Origin of the sequence: Pseudarthrobacter cellobiosi, assembly GCF_023913755.1 — a bacterium.
Lineage (GTDB): Bacteria > Actinomycetota > Actinomycetes > Actinomycetales > Micrococcaceae > Arthrobacter > Arthrobacter cellobiosi.
Map to the genome: position 1 here is coordinate 94,902 of NZ_JAMXBJ010000039.1, position 15,414 is coordinate 110,315.

Annotated in this window: 13 protein-coding genes and 2 pseudogenes; 13 read left to right on the plus strand and 2 right to left on the minus strand. The window is 66.8% G+C overall.

Annotated features, from left to right (window positions below):
* The first annotated feature begins 18 nt into the window (after window positions 1–18).
* Window positions 19–1,188: an LOG family protein gene (locus tag NG696_RS07410; protein WP_252574945.1), complete on the plus strand. Its 1,170-nt coding sequence runs from the start codon at window positions 19–21 to the stop codon at window positions 1,186–1,188.
* Here NG696_RS07410 and NG696_RS07415 read toward each other — a convergent pair.
* On the minus strand, window positions 1,149–2,288 hold the full coding sequence (locus NG696_RS07415; RefSeq protein WP_252563905.1) for a VIT1/CCC1 transporter family protein: 1,140 nt from the start codon (window positions 2,286–2,288) through the stop codon (window positions 1,149–1,151). The genes NG696_RS07410 and NG696_RS07415 overlap by 40 nt on opposite strands.
* Window positions 2,289–2,556: 268 nt before the next feature.
* Here NG696_RS07415 and NG696_RS07420 point away from each other — a divergent pair, with 268 nt between their 5' ends.
* A complete protein-coding gene (locus NG696_RS07420; protein WP_252563902.1) occupies window positions 2,557–2,781 on the plus strand; it encodes a hypothetical protein in 225 nt (74 codons plus the stop codon).
* Between the two features lie 106 nt (window positions 2,782–2,887).
* On the opposite strand, the gene NG696_RS07425 is transcribed toward NG696_RS07420, so the two are convergent.
* On the minus strand, window positions 2,888–4,429 hold the full coding sequence (locus tag NG696_RS07425) for a sodium:solute symporter family protein (protein WP_252574947.1): 1,542 nt from the start codon (window positions 4,427–4,429) through the stop codon (window positions 2,888–2,890).
* Window positions 4,430–4,713: 284 nt separating this feature from the next.
* Here NG696_RS07425 and NG696_RS07430 point away from each other — a divergent pair, with 284 nt between their 5' ends.
* The 11 genes and pseudogenes from NG696_RS07430 to NG696_RS07480 all read left to right on the plus strand — a co-directional run bounded on the left by NG696_RS07430 (window position 4,714) and on the right by NG696_RS07480 (window position 15,305).
* Window positions 4,714–5,289 (plus strand): helix-turn-helix domain-containing protein, encoded by a 576-nt coding sequence (locus NG696_RS07430; protein WP_058929916.1) that lies wholly within the window; start codon window positions 4,714–4,716, stop codon window positions 5,287–5,289.
* Window positions 5,290–5,433: 144 nt separating this feature from the next.
* A complete protein-coding gene (gene speB, locus NG696_RS07435; protein WP_252574949.1) occupies window positions 5,434–6,498 on the plus strand; it encodes an agmatinase in 1,065 nt (354 codons plus the stop codon).
* Window positions 6,499–6,503: 5 nt separating this feature from the next.
* A complete protein-coding gene (locus tag NG696_RS07440) occupies window positions 6,504–8,210 on the plus strand; it encodes a thiamine pyrophosphate-binding protein (protein WP_252574951.1) in 1,707 nt (568 codons plus the stop codon).
* Window positions 8,211–8,331: 121 nt separating this feature from the next.
* The gene (locus tag NG696_RS07445) at window positions 8,332–8,601 is read left to right on the plus strand and encodes a winged helix DNA-binding protein (protein ID WP_252574953.1); all 270 of its coding nucleotides are present in this window, start codon (window positions 8,332–8,334) and stop codon (window positions 8,599–8,601) included.
* 1 nt (window position 8,602) lies between these two features.
* Window positions 8,603–10,176: pseudogene (locus NG696_RS07450) on the plus strand (MFS transporter); the annotation flags it as partial.
* A gap of 185 nt (window positions 10,177–10,361) precedes the next feature.
* Window positions 10,362–10,693: pseudogene (locus NG696_RS07455) on the plus strand (ABC transporter transmembrane domain-containing protein); the annotation flags it as partial.
* Window positions 10,673–10,846, plus strand: a complete 174-nt coding sequence (locus NG696_RS07460) for a hypothetical protein (RefSeq protein ID WP_252574959.1) — start codon at window positions 10,673–10,675, stop codon at window positions 10,844–10,846. The pseudogene NG696_RS07455 and the gene NG696_RS07460, both read left to right, overlap by 21 nt.
* Window positions 10,847–10,893: 47 nt before the next feature.
* Window positions 10,894–11,310: an acyl-CoA thioesterase gene (locus NG696_RS07465; RefSeq protein WP_252563883.1), complete on the plus strand. Its 417-nt coding sequence runs from the start codon at window positions 10,894–10,896 to the stop codon at window positions 11,308–11,310.
* A 116-nt stretch (window positions 11,311–11,426) separates the two neighbouring features.
* Complete coding sequence (locus NG696_RS07470) at window positions 11,427–11,678, plus strand: PLDc N-terminal domain-containing protein (RefSeq protein ID WP_141139620.1); 252 nt, start codon at window positions 11,427–11,429, stop codon at window positions 11,676–11,678.
* Window positions 11,679–11,749: 71 nt separating this feature from the next.
* Window positions 11,750–13,984 carry an McrB family protein gene (locus tag NG696_RS07475; RefSeq protein ID WP_252574955.1) on the plus strand — a complete coding sequence of 745 codons (2,235 nt, stop codon included), beginning with the start codon at window positions 11,750–11,752 and terminating at the stop codon, window positions 13,982–13,984.
* Window positions 13,985–14,015: 31 nt separating this feature from the next.
* The gene (locus NG696_RS07480) at window positions 14,016–15,305 is read left to right on the plus strand and encodes a 5-methylcytosine restriction system specificity protein McrC (RefSeq protein WP_252564104.1); all 1,290 of its coding nucleotides are present in this window, start codon (window positions 14,016–14,018) and stop codon (window positions 15,303–15,305) included.
* Window positions 15,306–15,414 lie beyond the last annotated feature (109 nt).

Sequence of the window (15,414 nt, forward strand, 5' to 3'; positions counted from 1 at the left end):
GAAGTCTAGGCTGGCACTATGAACCCCTCCGGCGGCCTGGTCCCCAGCCCTCGGACCCTTGAGGTTGAGAGCCTGGACGCCTTCGACCGACTGGTCGCCGCCGGCGCGGTGGCCATGCACGGCTGGCACGCCCAGTCACTGGACCTGCGCGGCCGCAAGGCAGCGCTTGAGACGCTGGACGTGGAGGGTGCCATTTTCCTGGGCTGCACCTTCGACCGGGGCGTTGAAGACGGGCTTCGTCGCCGCGGCGCACTGATCTTCCCCAGGCTGCAGGGTGTGCCGTTCGATCCCTACCGGGCCCGGCTCTATACACCGCAGGAACTGTACGCCGGCCTGGAAAACTCACCCTATGAGGAGCTGCCTGACGCCCTGGTGTACCAGTGGAGCATCCGCCCGGGGCAACGCAACCGGCTGGACGCCACACTGGCCTCGGCGCTGCATGACCACGCCATCGGCGACGCCCTGGACGAGTTCACACACTCGGACCCCTACGCCGGCCGCACCGCCGTGGGCGTGATGGGCGGGCATGCCGCCCTGCGGGGAACCCCGGACTTCGCTCAGGCAGCCGAGCTGGGCAGGCTCCTGGCGCAGAGCGGGCGGATCGTGGCAACCGGCGGCGGCCCGGGTGCCATGGAAGCGGCAAACCTCGGCGCGTATCTGAGCCGCGTTCCGCACGCCGAGTTCACGGCGGCGCTCGCCGGCCTTGGAGCCGTCCCCGGATTCCGCCCCTCGGTGTCCGCGTGGGCACGCGAGGCGGCCGCCGTCGTCGAACGCCATCCGGGCGGAGCGCCGTCGCTGGGCATCCCCACGTGGTTCTACGGGCATGAGCCGCCGAACTACTTTGCCACCCACATCGCCAAGTACTTCGCCAACGCCATCCGGGAGGCGATCCTGCTGGAACTGTGCGACGGCGGCATCATCTTCCTGCCGGGAGCGGCCGGTACCGTGCAGGAAATTTTCCAGGACGCCTGCGAGAACTACTACAGCGCCCGCGAAGCCGTGACGCCGATGGTGCTGGTGGGACGGCAGCACTGGGAGCACGAGTATCCCGCGTGGCCCATGCTCCGGCGGCTGGCTGCCGGACGGGCCATGGAGGACCGGATCTTCCTGGTGGACAGTGTGGACGAGGCGCTCGCGGTGCTGGGCGGTTACCCCACCACGGTGCCGAAGGCCAGGCCCAGTACATAGGTTACGGCGGCGGCGCCCAGGCCGATGCCCAGCTGGCGCAGCCCGCGCGTCAGCGGCGACGTCCCGGACAGCAGGCCCACGATTCCGCCGGTCGCCAACAGCGCCAGCCCCACCAGCACCGCTGCCACCACCAGGGCGGTCACCCCGGTCAGGCCGAACAGGAACGGCAGGATGGGGACCACGGCGCCGGACGCGAAAAAGCAGAAGCTGGACAGCGCCGCCCCCCACGCGGTGCCCACGGCCTCGTGCTGGTCCTCTGCCTCCGGCAGCTCGGGCTGGAGCGACAGGCTGGGATCGCAGTCGCAGCTCAGCAGCCCCATGCGTTCGGCCACACGGTGTGCGGCCGCTTCGTGGGACATCCCGCGCGCCAGGTAGACGAGCATCAGTTCGTTGTGTTCGATGTCCAGTTTCGGGGCGGCCGCGAGGGTGATCTGGGTGGGACGCGTGGCTGCCAGGAGCTCGCGCTGGGACCGCACGGAGACAAACTCGCCCGCGGCCATGGACATGGCACCGGCGAGAAGCCCTGCCACACCGCTGAGCAGCACCACACCGCTTGCCACTCCGGAAGCGGCCATGCCCACCACGAGTGAGAGGTTGCTTACCAGGCCATCGTTGGCGCCAAAAACAGCGGCACGGAACGTCCCGGCGAGCCGGTTGCGGCCACGGGTTGCCAGGCCTCGGACCACTTCCTCATGGATCTGTTCATCCGCCGCCATGGCGTCCGTGGCGTTGGGTTCCAAGGCGTAGGGGGAGCGGCCTTCAGCGCGCTGGGCGAGGGCCAGGACGAAAACGGAGCCGAAGTGGCGGGCCAGGAAGCCCAGGAACTGGCTGCGGAGGGACGCCGGCCGGGACTTTTGGGCGTGGTCGCCGAGGAGGCGCAGCCAGTGGGCCTCGTGCCGCCCCTCGGCTTCGGCGAGGGCCAGCAGGATGGCACGTTCTTCGCCGTCGCGGTTCTGGGCGAGATCGCGGTAGACGGCGGCCTCTGCCCGTTCGTCCGCCAAGTACTGGCGCCACCGGCGGATGTCGGCCTGTGTGGGCTGCGGCGCGGATGGATTGGGTTCCGCGGGCCGGGCTTGGCTGGGATTGGGGTGCTGAGACACGCAAGGCTCCTGTGCTGGATGGGCATGGTTCGGCCCCATTGCACCGCCCAGCCTACCGCGGAATTCCGCGGATTTTCGGCTGGCTGCCCTCACTGCGGAGTTTAGGTTTCCCTCAAAATTCGGCGGTCTGCCGCGTGTGCCCGGACGGGTTGCGCCGGCTCTTGACCGGGCCCAACGGCGGTGCTGTGATGAAGGAGTGGGGTCCGCCCGCGCCCACCGCCGGCGCCCATGGACAATGCACGTCAGGCGAACAAACGGAGGTCGAATCATGAGCACCACCGGACAGCACCCGGACATGCCGCACCTGGAATCTGTTGAATCGGATCCCGCCTACGACTACGCCGAGGACGTCCCCATCAACGTGGACGACTGGGACGCCGAAGACGAATTCCTGGACGCCGAAAAGGTGGTGGTTCCCACGCCACCGGTGGCAGTCGACGCCGAGGAGCGCGTGGTTCCACTCGATGAGGACGAGTTCCGCGGAACCGAATAGAACGAACGACGGCGGCACTCCGGTTCGCGGGGAAGCGAAGGGGAGTGCCGCCGTCGTACTCTCTGGTGACCGAGCCTGTTATCTTCGGTGATCGGGCCTGTCGAGATTAGCGGCTCGGGTGGCTGGCGACCGGGTGGGCCTCCATGGGCAGCTCTTCGGTGACCGCTCCTGCGACCCGCTTTTCCCAGGCCTCGCGGACCTCGGGGTCCGTGGGAGGCGTGAGCAGCGAGATCACGATGTACGAAGCCAGCGAGGCGCCGAGGCCCCAGTAGATGGGTTCGTTGGCGTAGACGCCGTCAACGCTGGGGATGACTCCGACGGCGTACATGATCAGCAGGGCCAGGGTCAGGACCGAGCCAACGGCCATGGACCAGGCGGCTGCGATGCCGGTGCCGCGCTTCCAGACCAGGCCGCCGAGGATGGCCACCAGCAGGCCGCCCACCAGGATGTCGTAGGCGATGGTCAGTGCCACGACGACGTCCTGTGCCGCCATGGAGATCAGCACGGCCACGATGCCCAGGCCAAGGACCCAGTAACGGTTGGCCTTGACGTCGTGCTCGGGGTTTTCGGTGTCGTCGGTGTTGATCGTCTTGCCGAACCAGCTGGCCACGAACGGCACCACGTCGGCGCGGGCCACCGTGGCGGCTGCGATGAGGGCGCCGGAGGCGGTGGACATCATGGCGGCGACTGCGGCGGCCATGACCAGGCCGCCGATGCCGATCGGCAGGATCTGGGTGGCGACTTCGGCGTAGACAACGTCCTTGCCGAGGTTGGCGACGTCGATGTCGGGCAGGGCCACGCGGGCGGCCAGGCCGATCAGGGCACCGGCGACGCCGTACAGGATGCAGTAGACGCCGGCCGTTGCGCCGCCCCAGCGGGCCACGGTGGGGGTCTTGGCGGTAAAGACGCGCTGCCAGATGTCCTGGCCGATGAACAGGCCGAGGGTGTAGACCACGAAGTACGTGATGATGGTCTGCATCCCGATGCCATCAAGCTGGAAGAAGCTGGCGTCAACGCGGCTGCGGATGCCGTCGAAGCCGCCGGCGGCGTTGAGCGTGAACGGCAGCATCAGGGCGAAGATGCCCACGGTCTTGATGATGAACTGCACCTGGTCGGCCAGGGTGATGGACCACATGCCGCCGATGGTGGAGTAGACCAGGACGATGGCGCCGCCGACTGCGATGGCGAGCCAGCGCTCCCAGTCGAACAGGACCACGAAGATAGTGGCGTAGGCGCCGGTGGAGGTGGCGCAGAGCATCAGGGTGTAGGCCAGCATCACGATGCCGGAGGTCTGGGTGGCGCGCTGGCCGTAGCGCAGGCTGAGCATCTGGGAGACCGTGTAGATCTTCAGCCGCTGGATGGTGCCGGCGAAGAGCAGGCTCAGGAGGAGCACACCCGCGCCGATGGCGACCACCAACCACATGCCGGAGATGCCGAACTTGTAGCCCAAGCCGACGCCGCCGACGGTGGAGGCACCGCCCAGGACGACGGCGGCCATGGTGCCGGTGTAGAGCAGCGGGCCGAGGCGGCGGCCGGCAACCAGGAAGTCGCTGTTGTTCTTGGTGCGGGACTTGCCCCACCAGCCGAAGGCCAGCATGGCGATGAGGTACACCACCACGATGGCGATGTTGACGAAGTTAGCGTCCATTTGGGGCTCCTTGGAGCTGATCTGCAGTGTGTCTGGAATCCCGGCGGCGCTGCTGGGGAAGCCGGTATTCCGCTGCTCTTGTGGAATGGGGAGGAAGAGTTCCTCAAATATTGCCTCACAGGCAACACTTGTTGCCGGGAAGCGTATGCTGTGACTGACGCAACAGTCAAGGTCGGCCGTCCTATCTGTTGTTCGCCGCGGCGCCCGCCACGTCACGCGGGTCGGCTGGCCATTAGGATTGCTCCAGAGATGGGGCCGCACCGCCGGCCACGAAAGGTCTGCACATGAAGGCACTGCCAGTTGAGCCGAGCAATGTTCCCGTTGCCATCGGTTCCCGAATCCGTGCCGCCCGGCAGTCGCAGCGGCTCACCATCGAGCAGGTTGCCGACGCCACCGGCCTGACTAAGGGCTTCCTCAGCCGCGTGGAACGTGACCTTACGTCGCCGTCGGTGGCGTCCCTGGTGACGCTGTGCCAGGTCCTGTCCATCTCGATCGGCGACTTGTTTGTGGCCCCGGAAACCCACCTGACCAAGCGGGACGAAGGCCCACGGATCTCCCTGGGCGGCGAAGGCATCGTGGAGCGGCTGCTGACTGCCCGTTCCGAACGGCGCATCCAGATCATCCAGGCCGTCATCGAGCCGCATGGCCGCGGCGAGGCTGAGCTTTACGCCGTGGACTGCGACGTGGACGTGCTCCATGTGATCAAGGGGCGCATCCGGCTGATCCTGACCAACGAGGAATACGAGCTCAGTACCGGCGACACCGTGACATTCCCGGGCCGCGAACCGCATACGTGGGTCAATCCCACCGACGAGGCCGTCGAAGTTCTCTGGGTCCTGGTCCCCGCCGCCAGCCGGTAGGTTGCTGCTCCCCACTCGCTAGCGTTGCTGCGTTCCTTCCCGGTTGATGGGTGGCTGTTTTGTAAACAACTGATGCGCATAAGAAAACTTCAGGCTATGATGGCTGTCACACCCGCCGATCAATCCTCGAAGGAGAGGCTCATCTTGAAAGAGCTGCGCATCGAAGCCAACGGCAACATTGGCCCCATCGATTCATCCCGTATCCCGCGCTATGCCGGCGCTGCAACCTACGCCCGCCTGCCGCGCCTGGACCAGGTGGCAAAGGCTGACGTAACGGTGGTGGGCGTGCCCTTCGACTCCGGCGTTTCGTACCGCCCGGGTGCCCGGTTCGGCTCCAACCACATCCGCGAGGCCAGCCGCCTGCTGCGCCCGTACAACCCCGCCTGGGACGTCAGCCCGTTCGAAAACGTCCAGGTGGCTGACGCCGGCGACATGGCGGTCAACCCGTTCAACATCAACGAAGCCATCGAAACCATCCAGCAGAACGCCCTGGACCTCACCGCGGCCGGCAGCAAGCTGGTGACGCTCGGCGGGGACCACACCATCGCCCTGCCATTGCTCCGCGCGGCTGCCGAGCGGGCCGGCGGACCCATTGCCATGCTGCACTTCGATGCCCACCTGGACACGTGGGACACCTACTTCGGCGCCGAATACACGCACGGCACCCCGTTCCGCCGGGCTGTTGAAGAAGGCATCCTGGACACGGAAGCCATCAGCCACATCGGCACCCGCGGCCCGCTGTACGGCAAAAAGGATCTCGACGACGACCACCGCTTCGGGTTCGGCATCGTCACCTCCGCTGACGTCTACTACCAGGGCGTCCTGGAGACCGTAGCCAAGGTCCGTGACCGGATCGGCAACCGCCCGCTCTACATTTCCGTGGACATCGACGTCCTGGACCCCGCACATGCGCCCGGTACCGGAACCCCGGAGGCCGGCGGCATCACCAGCCGCGAGCTCCTGGAGATCATCCGGGGCTTCCGCGGCATGAACCTGGTGGGCGCCGACGTCGTCGAGGTTGCCCCCGCCTACGACCACGCCGAAATCACCGGCGTGGCAGCCAGCCATGTGGCCTATGAACTGATGACCCTGATGGCGGACAATGCTGTTGAAGGCGACCGGTTCGGGGCCGCCAACGGCTACGCCGCGCAAGCTCTCGGCCAGGAAGCCCGCCAACCTGCCGGTTTCGCCGCCGGAACCAAGGAGTAGCCACGATGATTGATTTCGATCCGGGCACGGCAACTGAGGCCGCAGGGGACAGCAGACGGACCAGCCAGCGCAACGGTGGGGACCTCGTCGTCGAAACCCTTGAAGCGCTCGGCGCCAAGACCGTCTTCGGCATCCCGGGCCAGCACGCGCTCGGCCTGTTTGACGCCATGGGCCGCGGCAACCTGCACTTCGTGTCCTCGCGTGTGGAGAACAACAGCGCCTTCGCTGCGGACGGGTATTCCCGCGCCACCGGGGAAGTGGGCGTGCTGTTCCTGTCCACCGGACCCGGTGCGCTGACGTCCCTCGCCGGCTTGCAGGAGGCCTACGCCACGGGTGTGCCCATGGTGGTAGTGGCCAGCCAGATCCCGCTCGAGGGACTGGGCGCCCGCCGCAAGGGCATGCTCCACCAGCTCGATGACCAGAAGGCCTCGGCCGCGAACGTCACCAAGAGCCAGCGCCTGATCCAGCACGCGTCCGGTATCCCGTCGGCCATCCAGGATGCCTGGACTGAAGCCATCTCGTCGCCGCAGGGCCCGGTCTGGCTGGAAATCCCGCAGAACGTGCTGCTGGATCCCATCATGGTGCCCCCGGTGGAGGACGCGCTCGCCGAGGCAGCGGACAACCCGCCGCGCGTGGAGTTGGTCCGGGAAGCGGTGAAATGGCTGTCGACGGCGGAACGTCCCGCCATCATCGCCGGTGGCGGTACCCGGCGGGGCCGGGCCGAAAAATCGCTGCTCTCGATTGCCGAAAAGCTGCGGGCACCGGTTATCTGCACGCCTGGCGGCAACGGCGCCTTCCCGTGGACCCATGAGCTCTCGCTGCAGTCCTGGATCGAGGACCGCCACATGACGGACCTCATGGAGGATGCCGACGTCCTGATTGTCATCGGCTCGTCCCTCGGTGAAGTCACCTCCAACTACTTCACGTTCGCGCCCCGCGGCCGCATCATCCAGATCGACGCCGAACCGCGCGTCCTCGAATCGAACAGTCCTGGCCTGGGCATCCGCGCCGACGCCGGCCAGGCCCTCGCCGCCCTCGACGAGGCCCTGGTGGCGCCCGTCGACACCGCCCGCAGCTGGCATGGGACGACCCCGGAGGACCTGGTGAAGGACTCGCTCGCCAAGGTCAAGGCAAGGCTCGAATCCCAGGACCTGGGCAAAGAGCTGAAGTTCATGTCCGACATCCGCGAAGCCGTCCCCGCGGACATGCAGACCTTCTGGGACATGACCATCTCCGCGTACTGGGGCTGGAGCTGCTGGGATGCCCGGCAGGGCCAGTTCCACTCCGCCCAGGGCGCCGGCGGCCTGGGCTATGGCTTCCCCGCAGCCATCGGCGGTGCCGTCGGCCTGGAAACAGTCGGCAAGCCCGGCCGGGTCCTCGCCGTGTCCGGTGACGGTTCATCCATGTACTCCATCTCCGAGCTCGCCACCGCAAAGCAGCACAACATCCCGGTCACCTGGCTGATCGTGGACGACGGCGGCTACGGCATCCTGCGCGAATACATGGTGGGCGCGTTCGGCAAGGCCACGGCCACCGAGCTCGCGCGCCCCGACTTCGTAAAGCTCGCCGAAGCTTTCGGTGTGCCGGCCACGCGGGTGGCCCCCGAGGATGTCGGGGACGCGCTCAAGGCGGGCTTCGCGGCGGACGGACCCAACGTCGTCGTCGTCGAAACCCTGCTCAAGATGTTCGGCCCCACCCACCTGGACGGCTGAACACCCAGCACCAAAGCACCCGCTCCACCACAGCCCCCGCTCCACCACAGCGCGAGAGGACACTTGAGGCCCCATTCCAAAGGGCCCCAAGTGTCCTCTCGCGCTTTAAGAGCTGGGTTACGTGATCCGGCGGCAGGATCCCGACGACGGCCGCGCCCAGTTGGTTGCCCTGTCGCCAGCCGGCGTGGACAAGCTCCGGAGGATCGAGGAGCACCGCACGGCCACGCTGCAGGACTACCTCAGCGATTGGAGCCAGGAGGATGCCGAGGACACGGCACGGATCCTGACGAAACTCTCCGAGTCCCTCAAGCATTCAACCCGGGCACATGCTGTCCCGGCACTTCCAACCGCGATAACAGCCGCCGCAACCCAGAACCTGCAGGAGCACTGATATGTCGAGCCAGCCCGCCGCACCGCCCTTGGCGATGACCCACCGCCAGATCATGGAAGCCCTGACCGGGCTCCTCGCGGCGTTCTTCACCGCCATCCTCAGCAGCACCATTGTGGCCAACGCGTTGCCCACCATCATGTCCGATCTGCACGGCACCCAAACCGACTTCGCCTGGGTGATCACGGCTGCCCTGCTGGCCAACGCCGTCACCACCCCCATCTGGGGCAAGCTGTCCGACCTCTTCAACAAGAAGCTGCTGGTCCAGCTGAGCATTGTCATCTTCGTGGCCGGCTCCGTGATGGCCGGACTCTCCGAAACCATCCCGCTGCTGCTCACCGCACGCGTGATCCAGGGAGCGGCCATGGGCGGGCTCACCGCGTTGGCGCAGGCCATCATCGGCACCATGATCCCGCCGCGGGACCGCGGCAAATACTCCGGCTACATGGGCGCCGTGATGGCGGTGGGCACTGCCGGCGGCCCGCTGCTGGGCGGTTTCATCGTGGACAGCCCGCTGGGCTGGCGCTGGACCTTCTTCGTCTGCGTGCCGCTCGCCGTCGTCGCGCTCATCCTGCTCCAGATCACCCTGAAAATCGAGCACGTCAAGCGCCCGGCCAAGATCGACTGGCTTGGCTCCATCCTGCTGACCTCCGGCGTCAGCCTGCTCCTGATCTGGGTTTCCTTCGCCGGAAACCCTGCCTACTACGACTGGGTTTCCTGGCAGTCGGCCGCCATGGTGGGCGGCGGCGTGGTGCTGCTGGCCCTGCTGGTGGTGGTGGAGTCCAAGGTGGAGCAGCCCATCATCCCGCTGAAGATCATCTCCGAACGCACCACCGCATTGGCCATCATCGCTTCAGTGGCTGTGGGCATTGCGATGTTCGGTTCAACCACCTTCCTGGGCCAGTACTTCCAGGTGGCCCGCGGCGCCACGCCTACCGAAGCCGGGCTCCTGACGCTGCCGATGATCGCCGGCAACCTGGCCGGTTCGGTCGTTTCCGGTCTGCTGATCAGCCGCACCGGCAAGTGGAAGGGCTACCTGGTCGGCGGGTCCATCCTGCTGATCGGCGGCCTCGGCCTGGCCGGCACCATGGACCACACCACCGAACTGTGGCAGGCCGGGATCTTCACGGCAATCCTCGGTGTGGGCCTCGGCATGCTGATGCAGAACCTGGTCCTGGCAGTGCAGAACACGGTCCGGGCGTCAGATATCGGCTCGGCCAGCGCGTCGGTTGCCTTCTTCCGTTCGGTGGGCGGCGCGATCGGTGTGTCCGTGCTCGGCGTCGTCCTCAGCAGCCGGGTCAGCGAACTCGCCACGCAGGGCCTGGCTGCGGCCGGCATCCCCGTGGCGGGGACCTCGTTGACATGCCCGCACCGGTGCGCGAGATCATGCGCGCTGCCTACGGCGACGCCACCGCAGAGGTCTTCCTGATCTCCGCCGGCGTTGCGGTGATAGCCCTGATCTCGGTCCTGTTCATCAAGGAGCGCCCGCTGCGGCGCACCGTTGACATCCAGCCGGAGGCCGAACCAGGGGCAGGGGCCGAGGCAAACGCCAACGCTGAAAGCACGACGCCGGAACTCGCCTCCGCGAGTCGCTAACCTGAGCGCGAACGGCTGGCGGAGTACGCCGATCGGATGATATTTTCCGTGGATGTTTCGCCCGGGCAACGGATTTCGTAGAGTGGGTAGGCTGAGAAATGTCAGCCCCGTCTGTTACTACTTATCATCATCATCACTTCGCGCTCCCTTCCTAAGGATTCACGGGCATGCTCCTCACCCTCATACGGCGCTATTCCAAACCGTATATGCCATACATCGTGGCCGTCGTAGTGTTCCAACTGGCGTCCACCATCGCAGGCGTCTACTACGGCTCAAAAACGGCCATGGCCGTGGGCCGCGATCTGCGCCGCGGGGTGTTCCGCAACGTCACGGGTTTCTCCGCCAAGGACGTGAACACGTTCGGCGCGCCCACCCTCATCACGCGCGGCACCAACGACGTCCAGCAGGTCCAGATGCTGGTGCTGAAGGGACTGAACTTCATGGTGGCCACCCCATCATGTGCATCGGCGGCATCATCATGGCGCTGCGCGAGGACATCCTGGTGATGGAGAACGGCAAGATCGTGGAGCAGGGCAACCACAAGACGCTGCTGGCGGCTGAAGGTGCCTACTACCGGCTGTACATGTCCCAGTTCGCCGGTTCCGATGTTGAGGAAACCGTTGTGGACGATTCGACGGCGGTCCACAGCTGAGCGCGCTGGGAACCGGAGCCGCCCGGCGCATCGAGGTCCTGGTCCCGATGCGCTGGGGCGACATGGACGCTTATGGGCACATCAACAACGTCCAGATTGTCAGGATGCTCGAGGAGGCCCGGATCGCAGCGTTCGGGCCTCCCCGGGGTGCCGGCCTGCCCGGCATCGAACCGGAAGTGTCGCTCTTCAACGACGTTCCGGAGGGAACCCTGGCGCTGGTGGTGGACCACAGGATCCGCTACGTCAGGACGTTGGAATACCGCAACGTCCCGGCTGTGGTCCAGGTGTGGATTGGCGCGGTGAAGGGCGCCAGCTTCGACATCCACTACGTAGTTCAGGACCCGGTCACCCGGGAGGAGTGCGTCCGGGCCAGCAGCCATCTGGCGTTTGTGGACGAGGCTTCCGGCCGCGTCCTTCGCCTGACGCCGGAGCAGAAGGAGCGGCTGGCGCCGTTCACCGTTTGAGCCGTTCACCGTTTGAGCCGTTCGCGTTTTGAACCATACGGCGCCGCGCCCGCACACCCGTTGCGCAGGCACGGCGCACACCGGAAACTGGAAATACCCACTAAGGAGCGTTGACCATGGCCAAGAAAAACAAAAAGACCTGGAAAGAGATGTCACCGGCGGCACGGGCGGGATTCGTGGTCATCGGGATAGGGCAGGTGGCGCTGATGCTGGCCGCCCAGCGTGACATCTCCAAGCGTCCGGCGGCGCAAATCAATGGGCCAAAGGCAGCCTGGCGGGTGGCCGCCCTGATCAATTTCATCGGGCCGATGGGCTACTTCATTCTGGGGCGCAAGCGGCCCGGAGCCGGACTCGGGGCAGTCAAATAGCAGGCCTCGGATCTGCACACCGCCAGGGTCTTCGGAGCAGGCATCCAGTTTGAGCCTGTAAATTTGAATCCATGACCCCGAATCCTAAGACTGCCATGCACCGCGCCCTCGGTGTCTCAAAGGAGATCGAGGACGCGGCCTGGTTTGTGCTGGGACCGGGCCTGCAGGGCAAGCCGTCGGCCCTGGACGGGAACACCCTGACCTGGACAGCGGAGGCTGCGGCGGAGCTGCTGGAGCGCCTGGACCGGGGAGCCGCGGACGCCAAGGCGCCCATGATGACCAACCTCCGGCAGAACCTCGAGGACGCCTCCCGGGAGGCCAAGCAGCTGGCCGTGGAGCTGCTCTTCCTGCAGTCACTGCCCCTGGCGCACGAGGTCAAGTCGCTGAAGGTCAAGCGCGCCCGGGTGGCGGAGGCTGCGTCCTGGTTGGAGCCACCGCTGGAGCTGCCCGAGGAACTCTACAAGGGCATGACGGACCACGGCGTGATCAGGGACCGCACCGCCGAATTCAACTGGACCATCTGGGACCACCTGAAGTGGCTCTGCCGGTTTGTGCAGCATGTGGACCAGCAGGTTCCGGTGGCCATCGCGAAGGCGCTGAAGGACCCGCTGAAGTTCCACGAGCTCGCCGCGGGCACCCCGGCGGACCAGCCCGCCATCCGCCGCAGCATCGAGTACCTTGCCTGGCCCAGCTACTTCGAGCCGGTAGTGGCGGACGTGGAGCGGCAGGAAATCCGCGACGCCTTCGCCTCGCTGGTGGGCGGGGCCAAGGGCGATTCCGACGAGGAAATCACCGCGGACATTAACCGCATCCGCCTGCACCTGGATGAACAGGCGGGCCAGCGCATCGACTGGTACGCCCGCCAGCTGGTCAGCCAGTGGCGCAAAGTGGGGGACCCCGGCCGACGCGCGTGGCTGCTGCGTACCCACAGCGACAACGCTGAACTCCTCACCGCGTGGCAGGACGAGGAGAAGGTGACGCTCGACGTCGAACATCTCCGCCACCTCGACCCCGGCGTGACCGCGGGGCTGGTGCAGCACGCCGTGGACGAGGACTACAAGCATCTCGGCTACGTCGAGCGGGAGGACACCAAAACGGCGGTGTTTGCCTTCCTCACGGTCATGAAGCCGGGCGACCTGGTTCTGTTCCAGCACGCCGGCACCGTGCGGCTGGGCGTGGTGCTGGGCGAGCCCGAGCACAACGACGATAACCGCCGGCTGCGGCGCAAGGTGCGCTGGCTGGACGACGACGGCCACGCCACCGCAGACCTGCCGCGCCACGTCCAGCGGCAGCTGGCCACCTCGGGGATCGTTGTTGACGTGACCAGGGTGGTGCAGGCGCTCCAGGCGCTCGTGCCGGCCGAGGCGGAACCGGATGACGACGACGCCGACGCACCGGCCGCCGTCGTCCCCCCTGTGCAGGAGGGCTTCCGCCCGCTGAGCCGCGACTTCGCGGACTCGCTGCACATGGACCTGGAGCCGCTGCAGGAGATCGCGGAACTGCTGGAGGAGAACCGCCAGCTGGTCCTGTACGGGCCGCCCGGAACGGGCAAGACGTACCTGGCCAAGCACCTCGCGGCGGAACTGGCCCAGGACAGCACGGACGAGCGGGTGAAGCTGGTGCAGTTCCACCCGTCGTACGCGTATGAGGACTTTTTTGAGGGCTACCGGCCGGACAAGACGGACGAGGGCCAGGTGGCCTTCAAGCTCGTGGCGGGGCCGCTGCGCCGGCTGGCCGAGGAAGCCGCCAAGCCCGGGAACGAAAAGAAGCCCTATTTCCTGATCATTGACGAGATGAACCGCGCCAACCTGGCCAAGGTGTTCGGCGAGCTCTATTTCCTGCTGGAGTACCGCGATGACCGGATCTACCTGCAGTACAGCCCGAACGAGCCGTTTACGCTGCCGGACAACCTGTACATCATCGGCACCATGAACACCGCGGACCGGTCCATCGCCATGATGGATGCCGCCATCCGACGCCGGTTCGCGTTCATCGAGCTGCATCCGCAGACGGAGCCCGTGAAGGGGTCGCTGCTGCGGTTCCTGCAGGCGCGGGACCTGGACACCACGCCGGCGCTGCTGCTTGACGCGCTCAACGCCGCCATCGACGAGTGGGACCGGGACCTGATGATCGGCCCGTCGTACTTCATGAAAACAGCCGCCCAGACGCCGGCAGGTCTCCGCCGGATCTGGAAGTACGAGCTGATGCCGCTGCTGGAAGAGCACTACCACGGCCAGCTGACCCGGGCGCAGCTGGAGGAGCGGTTCGGGCTGGAGCAGCTGCTGGGACGCCTTGTTACCAGCTAAGCCAACCCACACTCCCGCGCACGGCGGCGCGGTGCACGGCGGTGCAGCGCAGCGCGGGCGGGCGCCGGCAGCGCGCCATCTGGTCCTCGACGAGCTGTCCAAGGGCATCGTGGAACGCCTGGATGCCGCCAGCGCGGCCTTCGTGAACGCCAGCGGGCTCGCCAAGGCCTCCCCGATGGGCATGGGTTTGTACCGGATCGAGCCCGCGGGCAAGGTGGGTTCGGTCCGCACGGCCACCGTGCAGCTGGATGTGCGCCCCAAGGACCGGCTGGGCCTGAGCCGGCTGCTCTTCCTCCTCAGCTACGCCGGCAACCAGGGCTTCCGGCCCGATTCCGTGGCGGCAGCGGAGGACCGCGAACTCTGGAGCGCGCTGGCGGAATCCCTCGCCCAACTGGCAGAGCGTGCCTTGGGACGAGGCGTGTTGCAGGGCTACCTGACCGTTGATGAATCGCTCCGCACGGTCAAGGGCCGCATCCGGATTTCCGACCAGATCTCCCGGCGCCCCGGCATGCTGGTGCCGCTGGAAGTGTCCTACGACGAGTTCACCGAGGACATCGCCGAGAACCGGATCCTGCGGGCCGCGCTGGAGCGCATGGGCAAGGTGCCGGGGGTCCGCCCCGAAGTGCTGAGCCGCCTGCGGCAGCTGAAGGGAAAACTCGACGCCGTCACCCGCCTTCCTTCCGGTGCGCCCCTGCCGCCGTGGACGCCGAGCAGGATGAATATCCGCTACCAGTCAGTGCTGCGCCTCGCTGAGCTGATCCTGAAGAATGCCTCGGCGGAGGCGGGGGAGGGGAAGCAACAGACGGCATCGTTTGTGGTGGACATGGCCCAGGTGTTCGAGGATTTTGTGGGCACGGCGCTCCGCGAGGCCATGGCAGCGTATCCGGGCGAGATGCGGCTGCAGTACAACGTGCTCCTCAGCGAAGCTGTCCATGATGCCGACCGGCTCTCCGTTCGCCCGGACGCCGTGCACCTCTTGGGCGGCCGGCCGATTGTGGTCTACAACGCAAAGTACAAGACCGCCACGGACCTGGGCGCTTCCCTGACCGCCGACCACTACCAGATGCTTGCCCACTCCACTGCCCTGGGTGTGCCCACCGCGTGGCTGATCTATGCGGGGGCGGGCGAGATGAAGCTGCGGCGGATCCTGAACACTGACATCGACATTGTGGAGTTTCCGCTGGATCTGTCGCTGCCGCCGTCGGGCATTCTGGCAGCTGTGGCGGACCTGGCGCGGCAGTCCTGGGGCGAAGTGGTCCCCACCCGCCCCCTAACCTCGCAAGCTCGGCCAGGGAACCCGGCGGGCGTGGGCCCAGCCTAGGCCGGGAGGCTAAACCTCGATCCACCGATCCGCCTGGGCGGATGAGCTGAATTCGGTTTCGGCTCGTTGTGCGGGCGAAGGGCGTGCTGGGGTGCCGGGCCTCGCTGCC

What these genes read in the sequence shown, in the direction of transcription:
- NG696_RS07440 (WP_252574951.1), top strand. Translation starts at nt 6,504, where the DNA reads ATGATTGATTTCGATCCGGGCACGGCAACTGAGGCCGCAGGGGACAGC.
- NG696_RS07425 (WP_252574947.1), bottom strand. Translation starts at nt 4,429, where the DNA reads ATGGACGCTAACTTCGTCAACATCGCCATCGTGGTGGTGTACCTCATC.
- NG696_RS07475 (WP_252574955.1), top strand. Translation starts at nt 11,750, where the DNA reads ATGACCCCGAATCCTAAGACTGCCATGCACCGCGCCCTCGGTGTCTCA.
- NG696_RS07410 (WP_252574945.1), top strand. Translation starts at nt 19, where the DNA reads ATGAACCCCTCCGGCGGCCTGGTCCCCAGCCCTCGGACCCTTGAGGTT.
- NG696_RS07430 (WP_058929916.1), top strand. Translation starts at nt 4,714, where the DNA reads ATGAAGGCACTGCCAGTTGAGCCGAGCAATGTTCCCGTTGCCATCGGT.
- NG696_RS07420 (WP_252563902.1), top strand. Translation starts at nt 2,557, where the DNA reads ATGAGCACCACCGGACAGCACCCGGACATGCCGCACCTGGAATCTGTT.
- NG696_RS07465 (WP_252563883.1), top strand. Translation starts at nt 10,894, where the DNA reads ATGCGCTGGGGCGACATGGACGCTTATGGGCACATCAACAACGTCCAG.
- NG696_RS07470 (WP_141139620.1), top strand. Translation starts at nt 11,427, where the DNA reads ATGGCCAAGAAAAACAAAAAGACCTGGAAAGAGATGTCACCGGCGGCA.
- NG696_RS07460 (WP_252574959.1), top strand. Translation starts at nt 10,673, where the DNA reads ATGGCGCTGCGCGAGGACATCCTGGTGATGGAGAACGGCAAGATCGTG.